This is a genomic window from Actinoplanes sp. NPDC023801 (genome assembly GCF_040639655.1).
Taxonomy (GTDB): Bacteria; Actinomycetota; Actinomycetes; order Mycobacteriales; family Micromonosporaceae; genus Actinoplanes.
In genome coordinates this window covers 26,035-52,077 of record NZ_JBFAAI010000034.1, presented here as the reverse complement: position 1 = coordinate 52,077, position 26,043 = coordinate 26,035, and the positions used below count along the sequence as shown (strand labels likewise).

General features: G+C 71.2%; 26 protein-coding genes and 1 pseudogene. 12 read left to right on the top strand and 15 right to left on the bottom strand.

Features of this window, described 5'->3' with window-relative positions; translation table 11 throughout:
• Window positions 1-130: 130 nt before the first annotated feature.
• The 4 genes and pseudogenes from AB0G04_RS38015 to AB0G04_RS38000 all read left to right on the top strand — a co-directional run bounded on the left by AB0G04_RS38015 (window position 131) and on the right by AB0G04_RS38000 (window position 3,248).
• The gene (locus AB0G04_RS38015) at window positions 131-1,000 is read left to right on the top strand and encodes a hypothetical protein (RefSeq protein WP_360993459.1); all 870 of its coding nucleotides are present in this window, start codon (window positions 131-133) and stop codon (window positions 998-1,000) included.
• Window positions 997-2,364: pseudogene (locus AB0G04_RS38010) on the top strand (methyltransferase). Before AB0G04_RS38015 ends, AB0G04_RS38010 begins: the two are co-directional and overlap by 4 nt.
• A complete protein-coding gene (locus AB0G04_RS38005) occupies window positions 2,280-2,912 on the top strand; it encodes a TetR/AcrR family transcriptional regulator (RefSeq protein ID WP_360993596.1) in 633 nt (210 codons plus the stop codon). Before AB0G04_RS38010 ends, AB0G04_RS38005 begins: the two are co-directional and overlap by 85 nt.
• Window positions 2,913-2,969: 57 nt before the next feature.
• A complete protein-coding gene (locus tag AB0G04_RS38000; RefSeq protein ID WP_360993456.1) occupies window positions 2,970-3,248 on the top strand; it encodes a hypothetical protein in 279 nt (92 codons plus the stop codon).
• Here AB0G04_RS38000 and AB0G04_RS37995 read toward each other — a convergent pair.
• The 3 genes from AB0G04_RS37995 to AB0G04_RS37985 form a co-directional block, all read right to left on the bottom strand.
• Window positions 3,237-4,316, bottom strand: a complete 1,080-nt coding sequence (locus AB0G04_RS37995; protein ID WP_360993454.1) for a hemolysin family protein — start codon at window positions 4,314-4,316, stop codon at window positions 3,237-3,239. The genes AB0G04_RS38000 and AB0G04_RS37995 overlap by 12 nt on opposite strands.
• Window positions 4,313-5,653 carry a hemolysin family protein gene (locus AB0G04_RS37990; RefSeq protein ID WP_360993451.1) on the bottom strand — a complete coding sequence of 447 codons (1,341 nt, stop codon included), beginning with the start codon at window positions 5,651-5,653 and terminating at the stop codon, window positions 4,313-4,315. The genes AB0G04_RS37995 and AB0G04_RS37990 overlap by 4 nt, the downstream gene beginning before the upstream one ends.
• A 157-nt stretch (window positions 5,654-5,810) precedes the next feature.
• Window positions 5,811-6,467, bottom strand: a complete 657-nt coding sequence (locus tag AB0G04_RS37985) for an NAD(P)H-dependent oxidoreductase (RefSeq protein WP_360993448.1) — start codon at window positions 6,465-6,467, stop codon at window positions 5,811-5,813.
• Between the two features lie 92 nt (window positions 6,468-6,559).
• On the opposite strand from AB0G04_RS37985, the gene AB0G04_RS37980 reads away from it, so the two are divergent.
• The 6 genes from AB0G04_RS37980 (at window position 6,560) to AB0G04_RS37955 (ending at window position 11,047) form a co-directional block, all read left to right on the top strand.
• A complete protein-coding gene (locus AB0G04_RS37980; protein WP_360993445.1) occupies window positions 6,560-6,997 on the top strand; it encodes a MarR family transcriptional regulator in 438 nt (145 codons plus the stop codon).
• Window positions 6,998-7,109: 112 nt separating this feature from the next.
• Entirely contained in the window at window positions 7,110-7,592 is a 483-nt protein-coding gene (locus AB0G04_RS37975; protein WP_360993443.1) for a hypothetical protein, read from the top strand.
• 262 nt (window positions 7,593-7,854) lie between these two features.
• Entirely contained in the window at window positions 7,855-8,214 is a 360-nt protein-coding gene (locus tag AB0G04_RS37970) for a YciI family protein (protein WP_360993440.1), read from the top strand.
• Window positions 8,215-8,273: 59 nt separating this feature from the next.
• Window positions 8,274-9,443 carry a sigma-70 family RNA polymerase sigma factor gene (locus AB0G04_RS37965; protein ID WP_360993437.1) on the top strand — a complete coding sequence of 390 codons (1,170 nt, stop codon included), beginning with the start codon at window positions 8,274-8,276 and terminating at the stop codon, window positions 9,441-9,443.
• Window positions 9,403-9,795 (top strand): GNAT family N-acetyltransferase, encoded by a 393-nt coding sequence (locus tag AB0G04_RS37960; protein ID WP_360993435.1) that lies wholly within the window; start codon window positions 9,403-9,405, stop codon window positions 9,793-9,795. Before AB0G04_RS37965 ends, AB0G04_RS37960 begins: the two co-directional genes overlap by 41 nt.
• A 73-nt stretch (window positions 9,796-9,868) precedes the next feature.
• A complete protein-coding gene (locus AB0G04_RS37955) occupies window positions 9,869-11,047 on the top strand; it encodes a cytochrome P450 (protein WP_360993432.1) in 1,179 nt (392 codons plus the stop codon).
• A gap of 69 nt (window positions 11,048-11,116) precedes the next feature.
• Here AB0G04_RS37955 and chrA read toward each other — a convergent pair whose 3' ends face one another.
• The 6 genes from chrA to AB0G04_RS37925 all read right to left on the bottom strand — a co-directional run bounded on the left by chrA (window position 11,117) and on the right by AB0G04_RS37925 (window position 17,552).
• A complete protein-coding gene (chrA, locus tag AB0G04_RS37950) occupies window positions 11,117-12,277 on the bottom strand; it encodes a chromate efflux transporter (protein ID WP_360993429.1) in 1,161 nt (386 codons plus the stop codon).
• Complete coding sequence (locus AB0G04_RS37945; RefSeq protein ID WP_360993426.1) at window positions 12,278-12,661, bottom strand: VOC family protein; 384 nt, start codon at window positions 12,659-12,661, stop codon at window positions 12,278-12,280.
• On the bottom strand, window positions 12,658-13,389 hold the full coding sequence (locus AB0G04_RS37940; protein WP_360993424.1) for a metalloregulator ArsR/SmtB family transcription factor: 732 nt from the start codon (window positions 13,387-13,389) through the stop codon (window positions 12,658-12,660). The genes AB0G04_RS37945 and AB0G04_RS37940 overlap by 4 nt, the downstream gene beginning before the upstream one ends.
• A 39-nt stretch (window positions 13,390-13,428) precedes the next feature.
• Window positions 13,429-14,118 (bottom strand): histidine phosphatase family protein, encoded by a 690-nt coding sequence (locus AB0G04_RS37935; RefSeq protein ID WP_360993421.1) that lies wholly within the window; start codon window positions 14,116-14,118, stop codon window positions 13,429-13,431.
• Window positions 14,119-14,188: 70 nt separating this feature from the next.
• Window positions 14,189-15,061 carry a hypothetical protein gene (locus AB0G04_RS37930; RefSeq protein WP_360993419.1) on the bottom strand — a complete coding sequence of 291 codons (873 nt, stop codon included), beginning with the start codon at window positions 15,059-15,061 and terminating at the stop codon, window positions 14,189-14,191.
• Window positions 15,062-15,116: 55 nt separating this feature from the next.
• Window positions 15,117-17,552 carry an ATP-dependent Clp protease ATP-binding subunit gene (locus AB0G04_RS37925; RefSeq protein ID WP_360993593.1) on the bottom strand — a complete coding sequence of 812 codons (2,436 nt, stop codon included), beginning with the start codon at window positions 17,550-17,552 and terminating at the stop codon, window positions 15,117-15,119.
• A 191-nt stretch (window positions 17,553-17,743) separates the two neighbouring features.
• Here AB0G04_RS37925 and AB0G04_RS37920 point away from each other — a divergent pair, with 191 nt between their 5' ends.
• Window positions 17,744-18,514, top strand: coding sequence for a hypothetical protein (locus AB0G04_RS37920; protein ID WP_360993417.1), 771 nt, complete (start codon window positions 17,744-17,746; stop codon window positions 18,512-18,514).
• Window positions 18,515-18,522: 8 nt separating this feature from the next.
• Here AB0G04_RS37920 and fxsT read toward each other — a convergent pair whose 3' ends face one another.
• From fxsT to AB0G04_RS37900, 4 genes are all read right to left on the bottom strand, one after another.
• Entirely contained in the window at window positions 18,523-20,886 is a 2,364-nt protein-coding gene (fxsT, locus tag AB0G04_RS37915; protein WP_360993414.1) for an FxSxx-COOH system tetratricopeptide repeat protein, read from the bottom strand.
• 96 nt (window positions 20,887-20,982) lie between these two features.
• Complete coding sequence (locus AB0G04_RS37910; RefSeq protein ID WP_360993411.1) at window positions 20,983-21,462, bottom strand: toll/interleukin-1 receptor domain-containing protein; 480 nt, start codon at window positions 21,460-21,462, stop codon at window positions 20,983-20,985.
• A 57-nt stretch (window positions 21,463-21,519) separates the two neighbouring features.
• On the bottom strand, window positions 21,520-22,182 hold the full coding sequence (locus tag AB0G04_RS37905) for a response regulator transcription factor (RefSeq protein ID WP_360993408.1): 663 nt from the start codon (window positions 22,180-22,182) through the stop codon (window positions 21,520-21,522).
• Window positions 22,170-23,306, bottom strand: coding sequence for a histidine kinase (locus tag AB0G04_RS37900; RefSeq protein ID WP_360993405.1), 1,137 nt, complete (start codon window positions 23,304-23,306; stop codon window positions 22,170-22,172). The genes AB0G04_RS37905 and AB0G04_RS37900 overlap by 13 nt, the downstream gene beginning before the upstream one ends.
• 107 nt (window positions 23,307-23,413) lie before the next feature.
• Between AB0G04_RS37900 and AB0G04_RS37895 the strand changes: the two genes are divergently transcribed.
• A complete protein-coding gene (locus AB0G04_RS37895) occupies window positions 23,414-23,842 on the top strand; it encodes a DUF6069 family protein (RefSeq protein WP_360993403.1) in 429 nt (142 codons plus the stop codon).
• 204 nt (window positions 23,843-24,046) lie between these two features.
• Here the strand turns inward: AB0G04_RS37895 and AB0G04_RS37890 are convergent, their stop codons facing one another.
• Together AB0G04_RS37890 and AB0G04_RS37885 are read right to left on the bottom strand one after the other, a co-directional pair.
• Window positions 24,047-24,886 (bottom strand): substrate-binding domain-containing protein, encoded by an 840-nt coding sequence (locus AB0G04_RS37890; protein WP_360993400.1) that lies wholly within the window; start codon window positions 24,884-24,886, stop codon window positions 24,047-24,049.
• Complete coding sequence (locus AB0G04_RS37885; protein ID WP_360993397.1) at window positions 24,883-26,040, bottom strand: ROK family transcriptional regulator; 1,158 nt, start codon at window positions 26,038-26,040, stop codon at window positions 24,883-24,885. Before AB0G04_RS37885 ends, AB0G04_RS37890 begins: the two co-directional genes overlap by 4 nt.
• Between the last annotated feature and the right edge of the window lie 3 nt (window positions 26,041-26,043).

The following is a 26,043-nucleotide window of genomic DNA, read 5'->3' as shown; positions in this document are numbered from 1 at the left end:
CTCGGCCTCCGGCCCGCGTCTGCCGTCGCCCCGGGATTCGCGTCCACTGACTTGAGCGGATGCTCAAAAACGGCTCCGTTCTCGGCTATCGTCAGGTTTGAGCGACCGCTCAATAGTGGGGGAGGCCGAGATGTGGAAGATCCGTAAGGCCAATGCCGCGCTGGCCGGCCTGATCGCGGTGTTCGGTGTGGTCTTCGTCGTGCTCACGGTGCGGGCCGGACGCGCCGACAGCGCCCTGCTGTTCGTCGTGCTGCCCACCGCGCTCGCGGTCACCCTGGCTCTCACCCCCGGCGCGAGCACCCACGGCCGGGTGTTCCGGGTGACGACCATCGGGCTGCTGCTGTCGGCCGTGGCACTGCACGAGGGCGCGATCTGCGTGGTCCTCGCCGCGCCGCTGGTCTACGGGGTCGCGCACGGCATCACCCTGCTGGTCACCCTGGCGCGGAGGTGGAAGATCGCCCCGGTGCTCCTGCCGCTGCCGATGCTGCTCGTCGGCGTCGAAGGCGTCCAGCCCGGGTGGCGCCTGCACCCCGACCAGTCCGTCGAGGTCAGCCGGATCCTGCGGAACGACCCCGCGGAGGTGCCCGCGTTGCTCACGGCCGGTCCGCAGCCCGCCGGCCCCCGTTCGCTGCCGCTGCGCCTGCTCGGTGTCCCCGTGCCGGCACATGTGCACGGCGCCGGCCTCCAGCCGGGGGACCGCTGGATGTTCGGATACCACGGCAGTTCGCACGGCCCCGGCGGGCAGATCCTCACCGAGGTCACCACCGCCGGGCCGCAGGAGGTCACCTTCGCGGTCGTCGAGGACACTTCGATCACCGGGCGATGGGTACGGATGAACGACGCCACCTTGAGCTGGCGCCCCTCGGGCAGCGGCACCGAGATCACGCTGCGCATCGACTACCGCCGGGGCCTCGACCCGTCCTGGTACTTCGGCCCGCTGCAGGACCGGCTCATGCACGCCGGCGCCGGGCACATGCTCGACATGCTGGCCGTCCGATGATCCTGGCCCGTTACCTGTGCCTGCTCGTCCCGGTGGCCGCTCTCCTGGCGGCCGCCCGGGCCGACCACACCCGCCGGGGCCGGGCCGGAGCGGGGCTGGCCTTCGCCGCGGCGCTGGTCGGGATCGCCGCCCTGCACGAGATCTCCACGGTTGCCGGCTGGTACGCGTTCGCCCCGGTCGACGGCGCGTACCGGGGCATGCCGGTCGACCTGTGGCTCGGCTGGGCCGCGCTGTGGGGGCCGGTCCCGGTGCTGTTGAGCCGGTTCCTGCCGCTGCCAGCCGCGCTCGGTCTGCTGCTCTGGCTCGACGTGGTCGCCATGCCCGCACTCGAGCCGCTGGTCGTGCTGGGCCCGCACTGGCTGCACGGCGAGGCTCTCGGCCTGCTCGTGGTGGCGCTGCCGGCTCAGCTGCTCGGCCGCTGGACCGCCGGTGGGCGCCGGTTGCGGCTACGGGTGGTGCTGCAGATGATCCTGTTCACCGGCCTGCTGCTGTGGCTGGTCCCGACCGCGGCGTTCACGCTCACCGACGGCGGCTGGGACCGGCTGCTGGCCCTGCCCGTGCCGGTGCTGTTCCTGCTCGCGCAGGCCGGATTTCTGATCGCGGTGCCGGCGCTTGCCGCGGTCGGTGAGTTCGCGGTCCGTGGTGGCGGCACGCCGTTCCCGTGGGACCCGCCCCGGCGGCTCGTCACCACCGGCGTCTACGCCTATCTGGCGAACCCCATGCAGGTCAGCACTGTGCTCCTGCTGCTGTTGCTGGCCGTGTCGACCCGCAGCGCGGGGCTCGCGGCGGCGACCCTGGCGGCGGTCGCGTTCTCGATCACGGTGGCGGGGCCGCACGAGCGGCATGACCTGGCCGGCCGGTACGGCGACGCCTGGCGGGATCATCGGCGGGAGGTACGTGACTGGTGGCCGCGCCGCACGCCGTACCTCGGGCCGGTGCCGGGGCGGTTGTGGCTCGACGACGACTGCGGGTCCTGTTCGGTGGTACGCGACCATCTGCTCGCGCGATCCCCGGTCGACCTGGCGATCCGGCCCGCGGCCGAGTACCCGGGGACGCTGTGGCGGGCCCGGTACGAGGCCGCCGACGGCTACCGCGCCGACGGGGTGGGCGCGGTAGCCCGGAGCCTGGAGCACACCGGACTGCTCCGGGCGTACCTCGGATGGATCCTGCTCCTTCCGGGTCTCAACGGCCTGGCGCAGGTGGTGACCGATGCCCTGATCGCACCCCCGCATGCCGCCTTGCGGCAGAATGTCGCGTCATGAGTGACACCAAGCAGCGCCTGCTCGACGGAGCCCTCGCCGCGCTGCGGGAGCACGGTGTCACCGGGGTGTCGGCGCGGACCATCGCCGCGGCCGCCGGGGTGAACCAGGCTCTCGTCTTCTACCACTACGGCTCGGTCGACGAGCTGCTCGGCACCGCCTGTCTGGACGCGACCCGCCAGCGCGTGAATCTGTACGCGAGCCGGTTCGCCGCGGTCGGATCGCTGGGGGAGCTGCTGCAGATCGGGCGGGAGTTGCACGCCGCTGAGCTGGCCGCCGGCAACGTGTCGGTGCTGGCCCAGATGCTCGCCGCGGCACAGAGCGGGGACCGGCTCGCCGGGCCGGTCGCCGCCTCACTGCAGCTGTGGATCGACGAGATCGAGGTGGCGCTGGCCCGGATCATGCGCGGCTCACCGGTGGCCGAGGTCGCCGACCTGCCGGGGCTGGCCCGCGCGGTGGCGGCCGCGTTCGTCGGGCTGGAGCTCTACGAAGGGGTGGACGCCGAGGGTGCCGCCAGCGCGCTGGCGGCACTCGACCAGCTCGCCGTGCTGGTGGAGGTGGTCGACGACCTGGGGCCGCTGGCCCGGCGGGCGCTGCGGGCGCGGATCCGCAGTCACCTCAAAGAGGATGGCCGGGAACCAGCCGGGTCCTGAGCGCGACCAATCAGCGTGTCTATTCCGGATTTGACCACATATGCCCCGCATCGCTCGATGCCCGACGCGGAATTCGAGGGTACGGTCGTGCCCGGTCTGCGGGCCGACTTCTACCGGCGGACCGACGGCGACCGCATCGCGTCCGTCGGGCGTTATTCGTACCGCGGCCGTCCCGTCCTGATGGCCTGGGGATACGTCGACGAGAAACACTGCCGGCAACACTCCGTCCACGATCCGGCCGCCGGGTGGAGCCCGGTTGCCGACGGATGCCCCGACGTCCGGTTCACCGACGGATTCGAGGTCCGCGCCCCGGACGGTGAGTGGTTACGCGCCTGACCGCGACCTGCGGCCGGCCCGGCGGGCGGCGTCGATCACCGGGTCGGTCTCGTCGTCGAACTGCCCGATCACCTGCTCCAGCAGGTCCTCCAGGGCGACCAGACCGATCACCTGACGGTCCTCGGTGACCAGCGCCACCTGGTTGCGGGCGTGCCGCATGGCCGCGATCGCATCCAGCCCGCTCGCGCCGGCCGGCAGCCGCAGCGGGGCCGACATGAGCGATCCCGCCGGATCCGCGGTCCCGGCGGCGACCGCCTTGGCCGCCTCCCGTACATGAACGATCCCGGCGATCCCGCGGCCGTCCGACATCACCGCGAGCCGGGACCGGCCCGACTCGATGCTGCGCAGCTCCACCTCGCGGGCCGTCGCCGTGACCGGCACCGACACGATCCGGTCTGTCGGGGTCATCACCTCGCGGACCGTCGTGGACTCCACCGCGAGCATCGCGGTCAGCAGCTCGTGCTCGGCGTCCGGGATGGTGCCGTGCTCCTTCGAGGTCTTCAGCAGCATCCGCAGCTGCTCCGCGCTGTGCACCTGGGCCAGCTCGTCCTGCGGGGTCACCTTCACCAGGCGCAGGCACGCGTTGGCAAGTCCGTTCAGCGCCATCAGCACCGGCCGCAGCACCGTGGTGAAGCCGACGAACGGGATCGCCAGCAGCTGCGCCGACGACTCCGGATGGCTGATCGCCCACGACTTCGGGGCCATCTCGCCGACCACCACGTGCAGGAAGCCGACCAGGGCCACGGCGAGCACGAACGCGACGCCGTACGCCACCTCGTCCGGCACGCCCACGGCGGTGAACAGCGGCTCCATCAGATGCGCCACGGTCGGCTTGGCCAGCGCGCCCAGCCCGAGGGTGCACAGTGTGATGCCGAGCTGCGCGCCGGCCAGCATCAGCGACAGGCGCCGGGTGCCGGCCAGCGCCACCCGGGCGCCGCGTGAGCCCTCCTGTGCGGCCGTCTCGAGGCGGTGCCGTTTCGCCGCGACGAGCGCGAACTCGGCGGCCACGAAGAAGCCGTTGAGCACCAGCAGCGCCAGCGAGATCAGCAGAGCCGGAACGGTACTCATGCCTCGTCCTTCACGATCAGGGCGATCCGCTCGGGCACCCGCCGCCGGACCGTCAGCACGGTAAGCCTGGCCACACCCTGCGGCTGCGGCTCGCCGTCGTCGTCCAGCAGGGGCGGAAGCTCGAGGTCGATGCCCTCCTTCGCGGCCGGCAGCCGGCCCAGCCTCGCCATCATCAGGCCGGCCAGGGTGTCGTACAGCTCGTCCTCGGGCAGCAGCACCCCGGTCGCCTCGGCCACCTCGTCGACCCGGGCCCGGCCGGGCACCAGCCAGCCGTCACCGTCGCGCTCGATCACCGGCTCCGGCAGGTCGTCCTCGTCGCGGATCTCACCGACCAGCTCCTCGGCCACGTCCTCCAGAGTGATGACCCCGGCGAAACTGCCGAACTCGTCGACCACCACCGCCATCTGCCGGTGTGCTGCCTTCAGCCGGTCCAGCACCTGCGGGAGGGTGCACGACTCCGGCAGCGCCACCGGATCGGTGGCCAGATCACGAACCGGGGTGACGGACCGTTTCGACGGATCCAGGGTCACCACGTCGTTGATCGAGACGACGCCGATCACGTCGTCGAGCCCGTCGCCGATCACCGGGAACCGGGAGTGCCCGGTGTCCAGCAGCTCCACCACCCGTGACGCCGGCTCGCCCGCGCCGATCGACGTGACATCCACCCGCGGGCGCATCACCTGGGCCGCCGTCCGGGTGCGGAAGTCCAGCCCGTGATCCAGCAGGCGGGCCGCCCGCGCGTCCAGGACGCCGTGCGACTTGGAGGTCTCGATGATCCGGTCCAGATCCTCCGACGTGGCGCCCTGCGGCAACTCCTCGACCGGTTCGATGCCGACCGCCCGCAGCAGCCGGGTCGCCGTCGCGTCGAACACCCGGATCACCGGGCCCATCACGGTCAGGTAGATCACCGTCGAGCGGGACAGCGCCCTTGCCACCGCCTCCGGCTTCGCGATCGCCAGATTCTTCGGTGCCAGCTCGCCCAGCACCATCTGCACCACGGTCGCGAACAGCAGGGCGAACACCATCGAGATCGAGGTGGTCACCGCCGCCGGCAGGCCGGTCGCGCCGAGGAGCTGGGCCGTGCCCCTGCCCAGGTACGGCTCGGCGACGTAACCGGCGAGCAGAGCGGTGACGGTGATGCCGACCTGGGAACCGGACAGCACGAACGACAGCCGCTGGGTGATCCCGAGGGCGCGCTTCGCGGCCGCGTCGCCCTCGTCGGCGAGCACCCGCAGACGCTCCCGGTCGACGGCGACGTAGGCGAACTCCTGGGCCACGAAATAGCCGGTCGCCGCGGTCAGCAGCACAATGGCCACGATGCCGATGATCACCAGCACGCGGAGTCACCGGCCTGACGAACAGTGAACAGGATGATCTCCAGATTAAGGGCCGGGTGACCGGCCTGCACCGCATCGGCGAACGCGCCGTCCAGGTCGCAGAGACTACCCGGACGGCGGTTTCTCAATCAGCCTGGCGGTTCCCCGATCGTGTTGTTCACACCCCGGCGACGCGATGGCCGGGATCCGCGGCCAGCACCTTGGCAAGGTCGCGGGCCTGGTCGTGGGCTGTCTTCCGGGCGGTGGCGGCGTCCGCGGTCGCCAGGTTGGGCCGGAAGTGCACGGTGCTGACGTCGGTGATGCCGGCCCAGCGCAGCCAGTCCTCGAAGTAGGGTGCCTGGAAGTCGGCGCCGAACGCGGGCGGGCGGCCGGGCCCGTACACCGCACTGGTGTAGATCACCGCGGCGCGCTTGCCGCGCAGCAGGCCGGAGTAGCCCCGCTCGGCGTCGAAACCGAAGATCAGTCCCGGCTGGCTGATCACGTCGATGAACTGCTTCAGGACGTACGGGATTCCGGCGTTCCACATCGGCACGGTGAACAGGTACGTGTCGGCGGCGTCGAAGCGGCGGAACGTGGTGGTCGCGGCGTCCCAGGCGACGGCGGCGGCGCCGGTGGGCTGCCCGCCGGCGAAGACGGTCATCTTTCCGGTGACCGCGTCGGGCCCGAACGCGGGCAGGCTCCCGTCCCACAGGTCCCACTCTTCGATCGCGGCCTCCGGGGTCACCTCCCGGACGGTGTCGAGGAACGTCGCGGCGACGGCCAGCGACTCGGACTGCGGGCCGCGCGGGGAGGCGGAGACGTGCAGGAGGTTCATGGCATGCCCTTCGTTCAGGACTGAGTTTGCGTGCGCACGCACATTTCTACTCCAGTGCGTGCGCACGCACAAGAATTCGCTACGCTCCGGTGATGAGCGACACCGATGTGGCCGCCTGGGCGGCCCTGCTGCGCGTGCACGCGGCTCTCGTGCCGGCCCTCGACCGGGAGCTGCAGGCGGCCTGCGCCCTGCCCCTCACCTGGTACGACGTCATGCTCGAGCTCAACTCCGCGCCCGATCGGCGGCTGAGCATGGGTGAACTGGGCCAGCGGGCCGTGGTGAGTCGCACCCGGGTCAGCCGGGTCGTCGACGCGCTGGCCGACGCGGGCCTCGTCACGAGGGAGAGCAACCCCGACGACCGGCGGTCCGCCTACGCCACGCTCACCGCGGCCGGGGTCGAGCGGTTCCGGGCTGCGGCGCCGGTCTACCTGGACGGGATCAAGCGGCACTTCACCGATCTCATCACGGCGGACGAGTCGCGTACGATCGCCGCCGCACTCGCCAAGGTATTGGCGCACCGCCCGGTGTAACCGTGGCGGGTATCGGCTCCGTCCTATGGGTGTCCGAGCCCACGGGGGTCGGACGGGAGATCGACGATCTGGTACATTTCGATCTCCACGGGGCAAAAAGTAAGGATTGACAGTGCATATCAACCGTTACGCCATCGTCGTTTCGTCGGTCATCGCGGTCGCTGCTCTCAGCGCCTGCACCCCGGCTGAGAAGAAGCCCACCGAGGCCGCCGCGCCCGCCGCTCCGGCCGCCACCTCGGCTGCGGCTCCCGCCGCGACGAGCCAGGCTCCCGTCGGTCTGGACTCGGCGACGAAGAAGGCCTGCACCACCCTGTTCGCTGCCATCAAGGACAACGACAAGAAGGTCGCCGAGGCCGAGAAGATCGGCGGTCCGGTCGGCTACGTGGCCGTCGGCGCTCAGTACCTGGCCGGTGCCGCCGACCTGTACGCGAAGTCGCTCGACGCGACGGAACCCAAGGTCATGGACGCGGCTGGCAAGGTCGGCGACGAGATGACCGCCCTCGACAAGGCGTGGCAGAAGAACCCGAAGAAGAAGCCCAGCGAGGCGGCCCTCAACAAGTCGATCGACGAGCTGAAGGCGGCCTGCGCCGGCTGATCAACACGGCCGCCCGGGCCCAGCTCGTGATTCGCGTCGACGGTCTGGGCGTGCGCCGGGGACGGCCGGCCGGCCCGCGAGCTGCTCGCCGGTCTCGTGCCACTTGTCGAACGTTTCCTGCTGCGCGAGCGCCCGCGCGGTCAGTTGATGCCGGCGTACCAGCAGACCGGGCACACATTTTCCGCCGGCGGTTGTCCGATCCGGGCGCGGCCGTTCGTAGAAGTGGTGTGTGTCAGCCGGCTGGTAACAGGAGGGGACGACGATGACCGAGTACCTGATCACCTTCAACGACGAGTGGGTGCCCGAGCACAGCCCGGAGCAGGTCCAGCAAAAGGCGGAAGCGGTGCGGCCGCTGATCGACGAGATGCTTGCCGAAGGCGTCCTGATCTTCGGTAACGGCGGGCTCGACCGGTCCACCGCGGTGTGCGGTGTGGAGCCGGGTGCGGACGGGCCGGTCTTCACCGACGGGCCGTACGCCGAGACCAAGGAGCACCTCGGCGGCTTCGTCGTCGTGGACGTGCCCGACGACGCGTCGGCGCGGTACTGGGCCGGCCGGCTCACGACCGTGCTCGAATGGCCGCACGAGGTGCACCGGTTCCGTGGGCCCGGCCGGGGCCGGTAGTGGCCGGTTCCACCGCTGAACAGGCGATCACCCATGCCCACCGGAAGGAATGGGCACCGGTGGTTGCCGGCCTCGCGCGCCGGTTCGGTGACCTCGACGTCGCCGAGGATGCCACGGCTGAGGCATTTCTGGCCGCTGCGGAACGGTGGCCGCGCGAGGGCGTACCGCCGAATCCCGGTGGCTGGCTCGCCACCACCGCGTCCCGCAAGGCGATCGACCGGCTCCGGCGCGAGTCGCAGCGCGACGCCAGGCAGCGGGCGGCCCGGCTGGTGAACGACGACATCCCCGCCGGACCGGCCGGGCCGGTCGAGGACGACCGGCTGAGGCTGATCTTCACCTGCTGCCATCCGGTGCTCGGCATGGAGGCCCGGGTGGCGCTCACGCTGCGTCTGCTCGGTGGCCTCACCGTCGCCGAGATCGCCCGTGCCTTCCTGGTACCCGAGAGCGCGATGGCGCGCCGGATCACCCGCGCCAAGGCGAAGATCAGGGAGGCGGGCGTGCCGTACCGGGCGCCCACGGACGACGACGTCCGCGCGCGGCTCGCCGGGGTGCTCGCGGTCGTCTGTCTGATCTTCAACGAGGGCTATCTCGCCGGTGACGGGGACGACCCGATCCGTGCCGACCTCACCGGGCAGGCCATCCGGCTCGGCCGGCTCCTGCGCGTTCTGCTCCCGGACGACGGGGAGGTGGCCGGGCTGCTCGCCCTGATGCTGCTCATCGAGGCGCGCGGGCCCGCGCGTGTGTCCCGTACCGGGGAGCTGGTGACCCTCGGCGAGCAGGATCGCGGTCTCTGGGATCACGACCTCGTCGCCGAGGGGCACGCCCTGATCCGGGAACGGATCGCCGCGGTCTCGGCCGGTGCGTCCGCGGGGCGCTTCCAGTTGCTGGCCGCGATCAATGCGGTACACACCTCGGGGGTCACGGAATGGTCCACGATCGTCGCCCTCTACAGCCGGTTGATGCTGCTCGACCCGTCGCCGATCGTGCGGCTCAACCGGGCGGTCGCGGTCGCCGAGGTCGACGGCCCGGGCGCCGGGCTCACTGAGATCGACCGGCTCGACGGCGTCCTCGACGGCTACCACGCCTTCCACGCCGCCCGCGCCGATCTGCTGCGCCGGCTCGGCCGTGGCGGTGAGGCGCGTTCGGCGTACGACCGCGCCATCGATCTTGCCGGCAACCCCGCCGAGCGTGCCTACCTCACCCGACGACGGGACGGGCTGGGCGAGTAGAGGAGCGCACGGAGATCTCGGCGGGGATGCTGAAACGATCCTCGGATCGCGGCATCCGGATCGGCTGTTCTGGCAGCTGGCCTTTGAGGGTGAACCGGCGGGCTTCGTCGCCTACGACGTCCATCCGGGCAAACAGGTGGAGATCGAGACCTTCGGGCTGGTGCCGGAGTTCGTCGGGCGGGGTCTGGGCGGCTACGCGTTGACGCTGACGATCGGGAAGGCCTGGGAGCTGGCTCCGGGGGTGGAACGGATCTGGCTGCACACGTCGTCGGCGGATCATCCCCATGCCCTGCCCAACTATCACCGCCGGGGATTGCGCACCTTCAAGACCGAGGAGCGCGTACGGGACTGAGAAATGGTTGCCCCGAGCGTCCAGCCCGGGGGTATCCGCTTCGGGCGTGCCGGGGGCAGGTGAGGATTACGGGATGCTCGACACCGCTCGCCGTCACGAGTTCCGCGTTCTCGTCGCCGCCAAGCCGACTCTGCCGGTGCTGCTCACCGCGGGCCGCCTCGCCGGGCGGCTGCGGCGGGTGCCGCGGATCGGCTGGGTGGTCGCCGACCCGGTCGTGGCGCGCCGGATCCTCAACGATCCGGCGCACTTCACGCTGCTCGGCGAGGGCGGTGTCGGACACCTGTGGGCGCAGGTCCTCGGCGACTGGGTGAACGAGATCTTCGACGGGCCCGGTCATCATCAGCTTCGTTCCCGGACCAGGGACCTGTTCACCGACGACAACGCCCGGCAGCTCACCGACCGGGTGATCGGGCCCCGGCTGGCTCAGGCCGGCGCCGAGCTCACCGCCGGGCGGGCCGTCGACATCGCCGATCTGGGACGGGTGCTGGTCGGGCGGATCGTGGCCGACCTGCTGCAGTTGCGGGTGGCGGACCGCGACGACGCCTACCGGGAGATCTTCGCGGTCGGCGAGGAGCTCGCCGCCCTGGCGCTGGGCACCACCGCCTCGACCCATCTCGCGCCGGAGACGATCGCCCGCGCCAAGGCCATCGTCGCCCGGCTGACCGTCAACGTGGCGGAGGCGTGGCGGAGTGCGGCCCCCGAGACGGTGCTCGGCCGGTGCCGGGACCTGGGACTCGACAAGCGTCAGGCCGAAGGGCTGTCCACCCTGCTCATGGTTGCGGGGACCGAGACGGCGGCGAGCGCGATGGCCCGTACCGTGGCGATTCTGCATGACACCGGTGCGCAGCATCGGCTCCGCGCCGATCCGGCGCTGCTCCCCGACGCCGTCCGGGAGGGGCTGCGGGTCACCTCCCCGGCGCCGGTGATCGGGCGGGCCGTCGCGGCCGACGTCACCGTCGAAGGGCGGCGCCTGCTCGCGGGGGAGCGGGTGTTGATGCTGACCTGGACCGCCAACAACGCCGCCGGTGTCTTCGACCTGGACCGCGGTTATCTGCCCGACCAGCGGCAGCTGTGGTTCGGTGCGGGCCGGCACCTGTGCCTGGGTGCACCGGTGGCGCGGGCCGAGATCACCGGCCTGCTGCAGATGCTGCTGGCTCCCGGCCGGGCCTGGCGTATCCGGGAGCGCCGCTACCGCCGCAACGTCCTGATTCCCTCGTACGCCCAGCTCCCGCTACGCCTGGCCCGCCACTGACGTCGGGCGAGCGCCGCTCCGCCCGGGCCGGGGAGGCGCCGGCCCGCTGGGCGGGGTGCCCGGGTGGTGTCAGTGCGGGAGCGGGGCGCCGGCCACGGTCAGGGCGACGCCGGCCGCCGCGGCGGTGACCAGGGTCAGGACCGGGCCCCGGCGCAGGACCAGGGTGAGAACGGCGGCACCGGCCAGGACGGCGTACTGCCAGGTCTCGGTGAGGGCGAGTGTCAGCGGGACGGCGGAGCCGAGGATCGCCCCGATGGCCGCCGGACCGGCGCCGTCGAGGAACGCCCGGACGCGGCGGTTACCGCGGAGCTGGTCGAAACGATCGGCGCCGAGCAGGATGAACGCGAACGACGGGCTGAACGCGACGGCGGCAGCGAGCAGACCGCCGGCGAGCCCGGCGGCGGCGTAACCGACCACGGCCACCGTGTGTACGACCGGCCCGGGCGTGATCTGGCCGAGCGCGACCGCGTTGAGGAACTCGGCGGCGGTCATCCAGCGGTGGTGCTCGACGGCGTCGGCCTGCATCAGGGGGATGATCACGAAGCCGCCGCCGTAGGAGAGGGCGCCGACCTTCAGCGCCGTCCACGACAGGGCTGCCAGGACTCCGGTGCCGGCGCCGGCCAGCGCCAGGGCCGGCAACGCGGCGGTGGGTCGCCGGGTCGGTAGGGGCGGACGCTGGAAGAGGATCTCGGCCACGCCGCAGGCGATCAGCACGAGGACCAGCCAGGGGCCCACGGTGGCGGCCGCTACCGCGCCGAGCAGCAGATATGTGGACCATCGCAGGCGGCTGCTCTGTTGCGGGGCCCGCAGCCAGCCGGGTGGCATCAGGCTCCAGCCGGCCTGAAGCGCGATCGCGACGACGGCCGCTCCGGCGCCGGCTCCGGCAGCCCTCACCCAGGTCGGCGGGTCTCCGAGGAACAGTGCGGCCAGGGCCAGGATGGCCACCAGGCCGGGCACGATGAAGGCGGCGCCACCGGCCAGGGCACCGGCCCGCCCGCGGACGCGCCACGCGCAGTAGATGGCCAGCTGGGTCGACGACGGGCCGGGCAGCAGATTGCAGGCGGCGACCGCGTCCTCGAACTCCCGGTCGTCCAGCCAGCGCCGGTCGTCGACGCAAAGTTTGCGCAGCAGCGCGATGTGGGCTGGTGGCCCGCCGAATCCGATGCAGCCGATCCGGCCCCACTGGGCGAGCACCGTGCCGAGGCTCGCCCGTGGCACTGTGGTGGTCACTCAGGTACCGGCCGGCTGGAAGAGTTCGATCGGGTTGCCGGACGGGTCGTCGAGGACGATCTGACGTCCGCCGGGACCGCTCACGATGTCGCTGCGGAACGGGATCCCGGCGGCGCGCAGCCGGCCCACCTCGCCGTCGATGTCGTCGACGAGCAGGTGGATACGGTTCCAGCCGCCGGCGTGCGGGACCCGGCCGTCGGGCATGGCGCGGCCGGCCGAGCTGGCCGGGCCGGACAGAAGCAGGCGCAGGTTGCCGCGGCGGACGTCGGCGAACGCGGGCAGGAAGGTGGTGATCGACTCGAAGCCCAGGTGGGCGGTGTAGAAATCGATCGAGGCTTGGACGTCCTCCACCAGGTAACGGACGTGCACGGTGCTGTCGGTCACGACATCTCCTCGGTAAGGGTGTGCAGGAAGAAGCCGATCCGCTCGGTCAGCTCGTCGGCCAGGCGCTCGAACGCGGGCTGTCCGGCCGGGTCGCGGGACGGGTCGGGAATGCTCCAGTGCAGTGGCCGCCGGTTCCCGCCGAACTCGGGGCACACCTCTTTGACCCGGTCGCAGAGGGTGATCACGTGGTCGAAGCGCCGGCCGGTGAACCGGTCGAGATGCTTCGGCTCGGCGGTGCTCAGATCGAGGCCGCGGGAGGCGAGCGCCGCTACGGCGTACGGATGAACGGGTTTGGGGTTGCTGCCGGCGCTGCGGACCTCGGCCGCCTCGCCTGCCTCGCGCCGCAGGATGGCCTCGGCCATCTGGGATCGGGCGCTGTTGCCGGTGCACAGGAAGAGGACACGTGTGCGGGCTGCCGGAGGGGGTGCGGGGGTGCGCAACCGGAGTGCGGGGTGGAGGGCGCCGCCGGTGCCGGCGATCATGGCCGCGCACCGGTCGAGGTGCAGTGCGTAGTAGGTGTCGCGACCGTCGGCGCTGCTGCGCCGGGCCGTGACGAGCCCGGCCTTGCGGAGTTTGCCGAGGTGGTAGGAGACAAGGTTCTGCGGCTGGCCGAGCAGCGCGGTCAGCTCGTGCACCGCGAGGTCGCTGCGGGCCAGCTCGCTCAGCAGCCGCCACCGGATCGGATGCCCGGCGGCGGTCAGGAACGGGGGTGGTGCGTCGGTCCCCATGACCGCAGACTACATCAAACCAATTTGATGCAATGCCTTTCAGCGGTACGTGAGAAGCCGCGCGTCCCCCTCGAGATGCGTGTGCTCGTTAAACGTCGACAGCGAGAGCCCGCGACTGCCGGAGATCACCTTCGTCACGCCGGTGTTCACCGACACCCGGTTGAACGCCGCCCAGCCCGCTGCCGTCCCGGTGGTGAGCAGGCTCGCCGCCATCGCGATCGGACCGCCGGAACTCGCCACCACCACGTCCCGGTGCTCGCGCAGCAGCTCGCGGACCGTGTCGAGGGCGGCGGCGACGCGATCGCGGAAGGCGGTGAACGACTCGGCGTACTCCGGATCGAAGTCACCCGATGCCCACCGCGACGTGGCCGCATCGAAGATCTCCTGGAAGGCACGGTCCGGCCGGGCGAAGGCCGCCAGCTCGGCTGCCATGGCCGACCGGTCGCGGAAGGCCGGCCGGTGAATCTCCACGACGTGCTGGAAATCGAACTCGTTCCAGCCCGCGTCGGTCACCACGCCGACGTCGAGTTTGAGCCCGTCGAGCAGGCCCTCGGCGGTCTCCGCGTGCCGGCGCATGTCACCGCGCACCACAAGCGCGGGCCGGATGCCGCGTTCGGCGAAAGACCTTCCCAGGGTGCGGGCCTGCTCGTGCCCGAGCGGGGAGAGCGCGTCGTAGTCGTCGGCGCCGAAGGACGCCTGACCGTGCCGGATCAGCAGAAGTCGAGCCACCGCCGCACGATACAGGCGGGGCGATCGAGCGCCATGCGGCGGAATCGCCCCGCCGAACGCCGGGTGCCGATCAGGAGACGGCCGGCTGAGGTGGCCCGGCCGGCTGCGGCGGTCCGGCCGGCTGAGGGCCGAGGGCGATGCTGAACAGCGTGAACCACACCGCGGCGGCCAGCGCGAGGATGACCTGAAGCGGGGTGGCCGGCAGCCCGCCGAGCACGTCGACGTCGCTGACGTCCGGGGTGGCCACCTTCTCGGCGACCCACAGGATCCCGGCGAACACGCCCGCGATCAGGGTGGCGCTGAAGAACGCCCCGCCGGCCCCGGCCAGCCCCGTCCGGGCCAGCGACACGACGATGCTGCCCAGTGCGAACAGCACCAGCAGGGCGCTGAGGCCGAACAGGGCGTGGACCAGCAGGGCGAGCAGGTCCCCGGTGGTGCGGCCCCGTTCGGCGTCGGGCACCACGGTCAGCTTCACCGGTACGTCCACGGCGGTCCGCTCGTCGTGGAAGACGACCAGGCCACCGACCGGGTAGACGACCGTGCCGGTGATCCGGCCCTCGAGGACGGTCCGTGCCTTCACCTCCGGCGGGTAGTACCGGCCGGTCGCGTTCTCGTCCTCGGTGATGTCCCGCAGATTCGTGGTGATCTTGTCACCCCAGGTCTGCGGCACCGGGTCCATCAGAATGATCTGCTGGTCGTTGATCAGGAGGGTGAGCCCGTCCGGGGACGCCCACAGCCCGCTCACCGTGTCGGGCATCTTCACGCCGAGGCTCAGTGCCTCACCGGGTCCGGTGGTGGCCGTGATGGTCTGCTTGTTCTCCACGACGAACACGTGGTCGTCGGCGTACTTGTGGGCCAGCGGCGTGTAGGCGATGAGTCCGGCGATCACCAGCAGCACCGCGAGAACCCGGACAATCGTGGAGAGTATGGAGAGGAAACGCACCGGGGCAGCATAGGGGCGATCGGCCACCATCACTGCCCCGCGCGCTCCGCGACTCCTATCCGGCGGCGGACACCGTCTCCTCGCGATCGGCGGTCCGGTAGACCAGCCCGCCGTCCGCGCAGTCCACCACGACGATCTGCCCGGGTCGCAGCTCGTTGAACAGGATCTTCTCCGACAGGGTGTCCTCCAGTTCCCGCTGGATCGTCCGGCGCAGCGGCCGGGCGCCCAGCACCGGATCGAAGCCCTTGGCCGCCAGATGTGCCCGCGCGTCGCCGGTCAGCTCGAGACCCATGTCCTTGTGCCGCAGCTGATCGGCGATGCGGGCGGTGAAGATGTCGACGATCTGGCGGATCTCCGTCTCCCGCAGCTGATGGAAGACGATGGTGTCGTCGATGCGGTTCAGGAACTCCGGGCGGAAGTGCTGCTTCAACTCGTCGTTGACCTTCAACTTCATCCGCTCGTACGACGAGTCGCCGCCCTCGGAGACCTGGAAGCCGATCGAGACCGCCTTCGCGACGTCCCGCGTGCCCAGGTTGGAGGTCAGAATGATGACCGTGTTCTTGAAGTCCACGGCCCGGCCCTGCCCGTCGGTGAGCCGGCCGTCCTCCAGGATCTGCAGCAACGTGTTGAACACGTCCGGATGCGCCTTTTCGATCTCGTCGAACAGCACCACACTGAACGGCTTGCGGCGCACCTTCTCGGTCAGCTGGCCGCCCTCGTCATGACCCACGTATCCGGGCGGCGCGCCCACCAGCCGGGACACCGTGTGACGATCCTGGAACTCGGACATGTCGAGTTGAATCAGCGCGTCCTCCGACCCGAACAGGTATTCCGCAAGCGTCCGGCACAACTCGGTCTTCCCGACCCCGGACGGCCCGGCGAAGATGAACGAGCCCGCCGGTCGTTTCGGATCCTTCAACCCCGCGCGGGTACGCCGGATCGCCTTCGAGACGGCCTGAACGGCATCGTCCTGACCGATGACGCGCCGGTGCAACTCCTCCTCCATCCGCAGCAGCCGCGACGTCTCCTCCTCGGTCAGCTTGTAGACCGGAACACCCGTCCAGGTAGCCAGCACCTCGGCGATCTGCTCGTCGTCCACCTCCAGCACGACGTCGAGCTCACCCACCAGGGCCCGCTGCCCGGCAAGCTCCTTCTCGGTGTCCCGCAGCCGCGCCGCCCGCTCGAAGTGCTGAGCGTCGATCGCGGCCTCCTTGTCCCGGCGCACCTGCGCGATCCGCTCGTCGAACTCGCGCAGCTCCGGGGACGCGGTCATCCGGCGAAGCCGCACCCGTGCTCCGGCCTCGTCGATCAGGTCGATCGCCTTGTCCGGCAGGAACCGGTCCGGCACGTACCGGTCGGCAAGCGTCGCCGCCGCCACCAGCGCCGCATCGGTGATGCTGACCCGATGATGGGCCTCGTAGAAGTCGCGCAGTCCCTTCAGGATGTCGATCGTGTGCGCCAGCGACGGCTCGCCCACCTGGATCTCCTGGAACCGCCGGCTCAGCGGCTTGTCCTTCGTGAAGATCTTCCGGTACTCGTCGACCGTCGTCGCGCCGATCGTCTGCAGTTCCCCCCGGGCCAGCGGAGGCTTCAGGATCGACGCCGCATCGATCGCACCCTCGGCCGCACCCGCCCCCACCAGCGTGTGGATCTCGTCGATGAACAGGATCACGTCCGCCCGCGAATGGATCTCCTTGAGTACCTTCTTCAGGCGCTCCTCGAAGTCCCCGCGATAGCGGGCCCCGGCCACCAGCGAACTCAGGTCCAGCGTGTACACCTGCTTGCCGCGGACCGAGTCGGGCACCGCACCCTTCACGATCGCCTGCGCCAGACCCTCCACCACGGCGGTCTTGCCGACACCGGGCTCGCCGATCAGCACCGGATTGTTCTTGCGGCGCCGCGACAGCACCTGCAGCACCTGCTCGATCTCGCGGTCCCGGCCGATCACCGGATCCAGCTTGCCGTCCCGCGCCTGCTGGGTCAGGTTGACGCCGTACTGATCAAGAACGGTCTCCCGTGCCGGGGCCGTCCTCTCGGCCGGCGCCGGCGCCTCGGCGCTCCCGGCGACCAGCTGGATCACCTGCTGGCGCACCCGGTCACGTTCGGCACCCAGCTTCACCAGCACCTGCGCGGCGACACCCTCGCCCTCCCGGATCAGGCCCAGCAGGAGGTGCTCGGTGCCGATGTAGTTGTGCCCCAGCTGCAACGCCTCCCGCAGCGACAGCTCCAGCACCTTCTTGGCCCGCGGCGTGAACGGGATGTGCCCGCCCGGCGCCTGCTGCCCCGGACCGATGATCTCCTCGATCTGCCGCCGGACCGCGTCGAGCGCGACGCCGAGACTCTCCAGAGCCCGCGCGGCCACACCCTCACCCTCGTGGATCAGGCCGAGCAGCAGATGTTCCGTACCGATGTGGTGGTGATCGAGCATCCGGGCCTCTTCCTGGGCCAGGACGACGACACGACGGGCACGGTCGGTGAATCGTTCGAACACGACACTCACGTCTCCAACGCGAAGCCCCACGCACTCCGCCGAAGAAGACAGGCTGAAGTCGCGTGCGCTGAGTCGGAGCCTCTTGGCGTTGACGCGCGGCCCGCGTGGGTGGCCTCGCTACGCTCGTGCAGGCGCGGCTGCCCCCCGAGCGTACAACGGTTTGTGCCTACGATGAGCCCGGGAGGTGCCCGATGACCGTGACCCGCAGCCGCCGATCCGTACCCGACCGTGCCCGCAAGCGGGCCATCAGAGCCCTCGCCGCCCAGCTCGGCGTGGCGTATTCCGTGGCCGCGCGCCTGCTCGAGAGCCGCGGGCAGATCTCCACCGGCCCGCTCGTCGACGAACACCGTGCCTGGATGTTCGCTGCGCGCGAACAGCGCACGTTCCACTCCCGGGTGAGCGACACCCGTTTGGCGGCGGATCTTCCGCTCGGCCGCGCCGCGCACCTCGTCCGGCGGTTCCCACCCCTGCGGGCCACGAACCTCTACGCCGGCGAGGGCCGGGAAACCATTCTTTCCATGCTGTACGCGGTACTGCTGCACGAGAGCCCGCAACTGTTCCCGCCGCGCGACGAACTCGCCTGGGCCGCCGAGCTCGGCGAGGAGACGGCCGTCGACTACTCGTGCTCGGGCCTGGACCGGGCCGCCCGGCTTCTGCTCGACCAGGAGCGCTGGCGGCTGTGGGCCCGCGTCGACACGGCCCTCACCGCCGGATCCACCAGCGCCGACCGGCACATCCGCGACGCGGCGATCAGTCTCGGTCATGAGCTGCGGTCGACGAGCTTGCGCGGCTCGATCGACGGCGCCCGCCAGACCCTCGACGCCGTCCTGGTGGAGACGTTCGGCGGCGACGCCCCCGGCACCCGGGTCCCGGCTGGGATCATCACGGCCGTCGTGTGGTCCTCCGAGGGGCCACCCACCGGCTATCAGGCGACGGCTACCGATCACGTCGGCGCGGTGTAGGCACCTCTTCACTCGAGCGAGAATTGTGTGCGGAGTTCACGAGCTTCCGCATGCCGGCTGAGGGCATCAAGAACCCTGGCGAGATGCCGGGCCGACCGCCGGGTTTCGGGGTGGTCGTCGCCGAGTATTCGCCGCCTGCGGGCGAGGGTGTCTTCGTCCAGTTGCCGTGCCTCCTCGAATCTGCCCAGGTGACGCAGGCCGATGGCGAGGCAGCTGGCCGAGATCAGCGTGTCGGGGTGGTCGTCGCCGAGTACTCGCCGCTTGCGGGCGAGGGTGTCTTCGTCCAGTTGCCGTGCCTCCTCGAATCTGCCCAGATGGCGCAGGTCGATGGCGAGGTTGTTGGCCGATGCGAGGGCATGGGGATGGTCGTCGCCGAACAGGCGGCGCCAGTGGGTCAAGCATTCCGCGTCCAGCTTCCGCGCCTGTTCGAGCTGCCCCAGGGCCCGAAGGTCGGCAGCGAGGTTGTTGATCGAGGCAAAGGTGTTGTAATGGTCGTCGCCCTGCCGCCGGCGTCGTCGGTCCAGAAGCTCCCGGTCGAGATCGTAGGCCTGTTGGTGATGGCCGAGTTGCCGATGGATGACGGCGAGTGTGTGGGCGATGGCGAGGCTGGTGTCTTCGTCAGGACCGTGCCGCTTGCGCCAGGCGTGGCACAGGTGCTGTGCGAGGGGCAGGGCGGTGCGATTGTCGCCTCGATTTATCAGATGCCAGACCGCGTTGCCGGTGGTGTAGCGCAGGCCGCGATTGACGGTGGTGGCGGGGTCGGCGGCGAGAATGTGCGGTAGCAGAACGCTCCAGCGCGGCCACCACTGCGGATCTGTGCCGTCGTCGGGTGCGGCGGCGACCAGCAGGCGTTCGATGGTGTCTCGGTGAGTGCCCGCATCGGGGTCGCTGTCGCGCAGGACTGCCTGAACGAGGCGATGCAGGATGGGGCCGGTCTCGGTCAACCGCGCCAGACCGTGCCGGCTGAGTTGCGCCATGGTCCGGCGGAACGCCATCGGCTTGCGGGTGACCGTCGCCAATGACTCAGGGAGCAGGTCCGGCCGGGCGGTGAACAGGTCGGTGGGGATCGGCTCGGGTCCGAGCCGCGCACACAGGTGGAGCAGGTGCCCGGCCGCCGGGTCGGCGGTGCGGAGGCGGTCGGCGGTGAGAGTGACGGTGGCGGCCAGCGACACCGGGTATCCGGCCGGTGGGCGTCCTTCGTTCATCAGCTCAGCCGTATGAGCGGCGAGATCATCCAGGTAGTCCTGGATCGGTGTCCGGGTCTCGGCGAGAAGTTCCACGGCCTGACCGACGGCCAGGGGAAGATCGCCGAGGGCATCGGCCAGCCGGCCCGCGTCGATGTCGTTCAGGTGCGGCAGGTGGGAGCGAAACAGCGCCACGGACTCGGCCCGTGTGAACACGTCCACATCGACAGCGTGCGCAATGCCGATCCAGTTCGGGTTACGGCTGGTGATCAGCAGGTGGCCCGGACCGTCCGGCAGCCACGGGGCCAGGTCGTCGCGGTCCTCGGCGTTGTCGAACACCAGCAACCACCGGGTGGTCTGCCGCAGGTGGTCCCGCAATGCCTCGACCGCTTCCGGTGTGGCGGTACCGGCCGGGGCCAGCTTCAGCTTCTGGGCGAGTGCCGCGAGATGGTCGCCGATCAGTTCCGGCTGTTCCGACGGGATCCACCAGACCAGGTCGTACTCACCGGCGAACCGGTGCGCGTACTCCAGAGCCAGCTGGGTCTTGCCGACCCCGCCCATGCCTTCCAAGGCCTGCACCGAGACCCGGCTCCCGCCCTGCAGAGCATCGTGAAGCTGGTTCAGCATGCCGTCCCGGCCGGTGAATCCCAGGTTGCGGCGGGCCAGGTTCCACACCGGCGGCAGCGACCCCGGCGGTCGCGGGCCGTCGACCGAGGCAGCCACGGCCACCCGGCTCGGATAGGCAGGCGGCACCGTGGACTGATTCCCGGCCGATGCCGGGTCGACGACCTGCCGCACCGCTCTGAGCAACAGTGCCGCCGCCCGATCTGGATCAAGGTCGAAGACGTCCGGCACGACGATGGGCGCCCACAGCCCGTCGTGCAGGTCGACGTTCTCCACACGCAAGGGGATCAGCTTGGCGTCCGGGTCCGCGCGTCGTTGGGCGAGCCGGGTGGTCCACTGGTCGGTGGTGGGCTTGTCCGGGTCCAGGTAGGCCGACGACAGCAGCACCAGCAGCGGCTTGTCCCGGCGCAGGGCCCTGTTCATGGCCTCCATGAAGTTGGTTCCCGGAGCCCAGTCGACACTGTCGAGTTCGGCCGGGTAGCCGGCTTTCTCGAGATGCCAGCGCGCCCACTCCGCCCAAGCACGATCTTTACCGGTGTGGGAGATGAAGATGCGCTCGGACACGCCGTCCACACTGCACGAACCGCTGTCGGAAGCGACCACCGGCCCCTCCGCAGATCTTGTGCGGTTCCAAGCTGATCGCGGAACGGGTCGCAGCTGTCAGGGGCGGCCCTGCGGAGGGCCGCCGGGGAAGGCGGGCGGTGTGGGTGACAGCCTTCTCGCAGCGTCCGGGTCCAGCACCATGAGCACCGCCTTCAGCAGGACCTTCGCTGCGGCATCCGGGTCCATGCCGAAGAGGTCGTACGTGATGATCGGCGCCCAGATCCCGCCGGATAGGTCGACGTCCTCCAGCCGTATCGCGATCATCTTCGCCGAGGGATCCCGCCGTCGCTGGGCGAAGCGGGCGGTCCACTCGTCGGTGGTGAACCTGGTGCGGTCGAGGTAGGCCCGCGAGAGCAGAACCAGCAGTGGATTGTCCTTGTCGAGCGCCTTGTCCATGGACTCGATGAAGTTGGTGCCGGCGCCCCAGTCGACGCTGTCGAGCTCGGTCGGATGGCCCTCGTTCTCGAGGTGCCACCGGGCCCACGCGGCCCATGAGCTGTCACTGCCGGTGTGCGAGATGAAGATGCGTGCGGCCACGCCGTCCACACTGCACGAGCGTCTGCCGGAAAACGACCACCGATCGGGTGGCGGGGATCAGGCCAGGCCGGCGTCGTGTGCCAGCAGGGCGATCTGGGTGCGGTTGTCGAGGGCCAGCTTGGTCAGGATGTGCGACACGTGGCTCTTCACCGTCGCCAGGGTCATGTCGAGTTCCGCGCCGATCTCGGCGTTGCCCAGGCCCTGCCCGATCGTCACGGCCACGTCACGTTCGCGGGGGCTGAGCGTGGCCAGCGCCGATCGGGCCCGCTCGTATGCCCCGGCCTGCACCGTCACCCGGTCCATCAGCCGCCGGGCGACGCGTGGCGACAGGATCGGCTCGCCGGCCGCGGCCAGTCGCACCGCCTCGGCGATCCTGGCCGGTGGGGTGTCCTTGAGCAGGAAACCGCTGGCCCCGGCCCGTAGCGCGTGCAGGATGTTCTCGTCGGTGTCGAAGGTGGTCAGCATGATCACCTCGGGTGGCCGCGGCCGGGCCCGCAGGCGCCGGGTGGCGGTTATCCCGTCGACGCGTGGCATCCGCACGTCCATCAGCACCACGTCCGGTGAGTGTGCGTCGGCGGCGGCCGGCACCTGGTCGCCGTCGGCGGCCTCACCGACGACCGCGATACCGGGAGCACCGTCGAGCATCATGGTCAGTCCGGCGCGGACGAGGGCGTCGTCGTCCACGACGAGCACCCGCACCGGCCTGGTCACGCCGGCCATGGTATCGATGCGTGCAGCCGGAACTCGCCCCCGGACTGCTGATGGTCGAGTCTGCCGCCGGACAGGCTGACCCGCTCGGTCAGCCCGGCCAGGCCGGCGCCGCCGGACGGCAGTGTGCCGGGGGCGGACAGCGGATTGCGTACCTCGATCTCGAGGCCCGTTCCGGGGCCGCCGCTCAGCGTCACCCGTACCGGCTGGCCGGCGGCGTGCTTGCGGGCGTTCGTCAGAGCTTCCTGGATCACCCGGTACGCCGTACGCGCGACCGCCGGAGGCGCCTGCTGCGGTTCGTCGACCGCATCGTGCAGTAGCACCTCCGCACCGGCGTCGCGGGACTCGCCGACCAGTCGCGGAACGTCGGCGAGCACGGGCTGCGGGTGCATGCCCTCACCGTCCGGATCGTCGTCGCGCAGCAGCGAGATCACCTCCCGCAGTTCCTCCAGTGCCTGGTGCACCCCGCTGCGTACGACCCCCGCCGCCTTCGACAGCTGCTCGGGAGGGGCGTCCGGCCGGAACTCCATCGCGCCCGCGAACGTGGCCAGCAGCGACAGCCGGTGTGCGAGCACGTCGTGCATCTCCCCGGCGATCCGGCGGCGTTCCGACATACGTGCCTCGGCCACCCGGCGGCCCTGTTCGGCCTCGGCCCGGCGGGCCCGTTCCTCGAGCGAACGGACCAGCGCCTCCCGGGCCTGCGCCCATGCTCCCCAGCCGAGCAGCGCACCGTAGGCGATCACGACCAGGGCCAGCCACCAGCCGTACGACATGTCGCCGTTCGATCGCCACGCGCCCTGCACCGCATGCGCCACCACGCCGGCCACCGACACCGACACCGCGACCGCCCGGGGCCGTCGCCGGGCCACCTCCAGCGCGCCCATGGTCGCCGGCGGCGTCACCGCGGGAGACAGCGCGGCCAGCACGGTGAGAACCGCGGTGGCGGCGACCGGCCGCCACAGCATCAGCGGCGTCAGCAGCCAGGCCAGCACACCGGCGATGATGTCGAGGGCGAGCAGCGGACCGGCCGGCGTGTTGCTCCAGCGCCCGACGATCGTCGCCGTGCTCAGCAGCCCGGCCGCGACCATGACGATGACGGCACCGCGACGGCGGTAGCCGGGGGAGTGGCCGTTCACCCGCCGAGGGTATCGACCGGCGTGCGGTGGCCGGCACCATCCAAAGTCGGTGGTCGCCCGTCATCGGCCCGATGTGGCCGGCCCTGTCCGGCCGCCACCCTGACGGCATGACGAACATCGCTTGCACCGGCCAGAACCACACCGCCGACCGCGCCACCACCGGCCGCCGGGCCGGTCGTGCCGTCACCGTCGCCGCGGGTGCGGCCGGATCCCTCCTCCTGTGGACGGTCGACCGCTGGGGCGGGATCGCGCTTACCGTCGACCAGGGTGGCACCGTCACGCGGGTCGGGCCGGTCGCCGTCGCGATCACCGCGATCCTCGCCGGTGCCGCGGCGTGGGGCCTGCTCGCGATTCTGGAGCGTACGGTCCGCCGCCCGGCCCGTACCTTCCGGATCGTCGCCTCGATCGTGCTGCTGCTGTCCCTGGCGGGACCGCTGGCCGGCATCGGCACCGGCAGCCGCCTGGGCCTGCTGGGCATGCACCTCACGGTCGGCCTGGCCCTGATCATCGGTCTGCCGGGCCGCCGCTGCCGCTGACCTCTAGCCCGCCGGCCTTACGGCCGGCCGGTAATGCGGCACGGATGGCCTGCGTGGGTGCGGCCGGCGGTCGCCGTGGCCCGCCGGCCGTATCGGGGATACGGAATTCGCGGGTCAGAACGTGCGTGGGATACGGCCGGCGGTTGTGGGGGCCGGTGCCGCGCAGGCGGGCGGTCGGCAGCTCGGCAGGAGCCGCGAGAGGGTTCAGCGGGTGCTGTCGCGTTCGACGATGTGGGCCTTCGGCGCCTCGTAGACGGTACGGGCCGAGGGGTCCAGGAAGGTGTCCAGGACCGCTTCGGCGGCGAGTTCGCCCATCCGGGCGACGTCGTGGCTCATCGCCGACAGCGCCGGAACAGCCAGCTGGCACTGGGCGGAGTCGTCCCAAGCGACGACGGACAGATCGGCGGGTACGCGTAACCCGTACGCCCGGATGGTCTCCAGGCCGCCGAGGGCCATGACGTCGTTGTCGTAGACGATGGCGGTGGGCCGGGCGGGACGGCTGCCGAGCAGCCGGGCGGTGGCCGTGCGCCCGGACTCCTGGGAGTAGTCGCCCTCGGCGGTGAGCAGGGTCAGGCCGCGGTCGCCGACCTCGGCCTCGACGCCGCCGCGACGCAGCTGGGTGTGTGCGAAGCCGAGCGGCCCGCTCACATGGCCGAGGACGGTGTGCCCGCGTCCGGCGAGGAAACCGACCGCTTCACGGGCGAACCCGGCGTCGTCGGTCCACACAGTCGGAAGGCCGTCGGCGGTCGACGGGTCGCCGAGGACGACGGCCGGCAACCCGAGCCGGCGGACCAGCGGCACCCGGTCGTCGTCGGGGACCAGATCGACGAGGATGACGCCGCGCACCTGCCGCCGGGCCGACCACGTCTCGTAGACGGCGTTCTCGGCGGCCCGGTCGCCGACCATCTTGACCAGCAGCGAGAAGCCGGCCGGGGTGAGGACGCGTTCCAGCCCCTCGATGAACTCGTGATAGAACGGCTCCTCGCCGATCACCTCGGACGAGCGGGCCATCACGAGGCCGACCCGCTGGGGTTCGGTGGTCATCGGTCTCCTCCGTGTCCGGGTGCGACGGCGGCCTGCACGACGAGGACGGCGGCGCCGATGCCGGCCGCGTCGCGCGGCTGGGCGGACAGTTCGACCGTCAGGGTGTGGCGCTGGCGGGAGTGCGCGGTGCGGGCCAGGTGGGTGCGCAGCCTCCGGGCGTAGATCGAGCCGGCGAGTGCGACGCCCGGCCCGGTCAGCACGAGCCGGCCGAGGTCGAGCAGGTTGGCCATCGAGGTGGCGGCCATGCCGAGATATTCGGCGGCCTGGTCGAGCACGGTCCAGGCGGCCGGGTCACCGTTGACGGCGGCACGGGCGATGGCGTCGTACGCACTCGACGTGCTGAGGTCCAGCGGGAGCCGGGCCCGCAGTTCCGGGTCTTCGCGGGCGGCTTTCACGCTTGCCGTCGTGGACGCGTACTGCTCGACGCATCCGAGGCTGCCGCACGGGCAGGGCCGGCCGTCGTAGTGGATCGACACGTGCCCGAGGTCGCCGGCTCCGGAGCCGGCGCCCCGGAACAGCGCGCCCCCGAAGACGAACCCGGCACCGACCTCGGTGGACAGGTAGACACAGCCGAAGGCCTGTTCGCGGGACACCCGGCGGCTCCAGAACTCGCCGAGGGCCGCCGCGGCCGCGTCGTTCTCGATCAGGACCGGCACGCCGATGCGGTCGGCCAGTTCGGCGCGCAGCCCGGCTTCGACCGGTACCGAGGCCGGTGCCACGACGGCCAGTCCCTCGATGCGGCTGGCCGGCAGGTCGAGGCATTCGGTGAAGTCGTGGAACCGCCCGGCGAGGCGGTCCGGTGTCCAGGTCCCGTCCGGCGGGCGGGGGACCACCTCGCGTCCGACGACGCCGCCGGTCAGGTCGATGGCGACGCAGGTCAGTGTGTCCGGTCCCATGTGGAAGCCGACGCCGAACCGGTTTGCCGGGTTGATCGCGATGAGCTTGCGCGGCCGGCCCTGGCCGGCGCCGGTGGAGCCGATCTCGTGGATGATCCCCTCGGCGATCAGGTCCCGCACGATGTTGGAGATGGACGGCTGGGTGAGCCCGGTCAGGTCGGCCAGTTCGCCGCGGCTGATGGTCACCGCGGAGCGGACCACATCGACGATCAGGGCACGGCTGCCCGGCCCTGCCGCGGGTGTTTCTCGACGTGCCATGAC

Coding starts and splice junctions, on each gene's coding strand:
- AB0G04_RS37980 (WP_360993445.1), top strand. CDS start 6,560: ATGAGCGACACCGATGTGGCCGCCTGGGCGGCCCTGCTGCGCGTGCAC.
- AB0G04_RS37995 (WP_360993454.1), bottom strand. CDS start 4,316: ATGAGTACCGTTCCGGCTCTGCTGATCTCGCTGGCGCTGCTGGTGCTC.
- AB0G04_RS38015 (WP_360993459.1), top strand. CDS start 131: ATGTGGAAGATCCGTAAGGCCAATGCCGCGCTGGCCGGCCTGATCGCG.
- AB0G04_RS37955 (WP_360993432.1), top strand. CDS start 9,869: ATGCTCGACACCGCTCGCCGTCACGAGTTCCGCGTTCTCGTCGCCGCC.
- AB0G04_RS37940 (WP_360993424.1), bottom strand. CDS start 13,389: ATGGGGACCGACGCACCACCCCCGTTCCTGACCGCCGCCGGGCATCCG.
- AB0G04_RS37885 (WP_360993397.1), bottom strand. CDS start 26,040: ATGGCACGTCGAGAAACACCCGCGGCAGGGCCGGGCAGCCGTGCCCTG.
- AB0G04_RS37970 (WP_360993440.1), top strand. CDS start 7,855: ATGACCGAGTACCTGATCACCTTCAACGACGAGTGGGTGCCCGAGCAC.
- AB0G04_RS37895 (WP_360993403.1), top strand. CDS start 23,414: ATGACGAACATCGCTTGCACCGGCCAGAACCACACCGCCGACCGCGCC.
- AB0G04_RS37920 (WP_360993417.1), top strand. CDS start 17,744: ATGACCGTGACCCGCAGCCGCCGATCCGTACCCGACCGTGCCCGCAAG.
- AB0G04_RS37985 (WP_360993448.1), bottom strand. CDS start 6,467: ATGAACCTCCTGCACGTCTCCGCCTCCCCGCGCGGCCCGCAGTCCGAG.
- AB0G04_RS37890 (WP_360993400.1), bottom strand. CDS start 24,886: ATGACCACCGAACCCCAGCGGGTCGGCCTCGTGATGGCCCGCTCGTCC.
- AB0G04_RS38000 (WP_360993456.1), top strand. CDS start 2,970: ATGCCCGACGCGGAATTCGAGGGTACGGTCGTGCCCGGTCTGCGGGCC.
- AB0G04_RS37905 (WP_360993408.1), bottom strand. CDS start 22,182: ATGGCCGGCGTGACCAGGCCGGTGCGGGTGCTCGTCGTGGACGACGAC.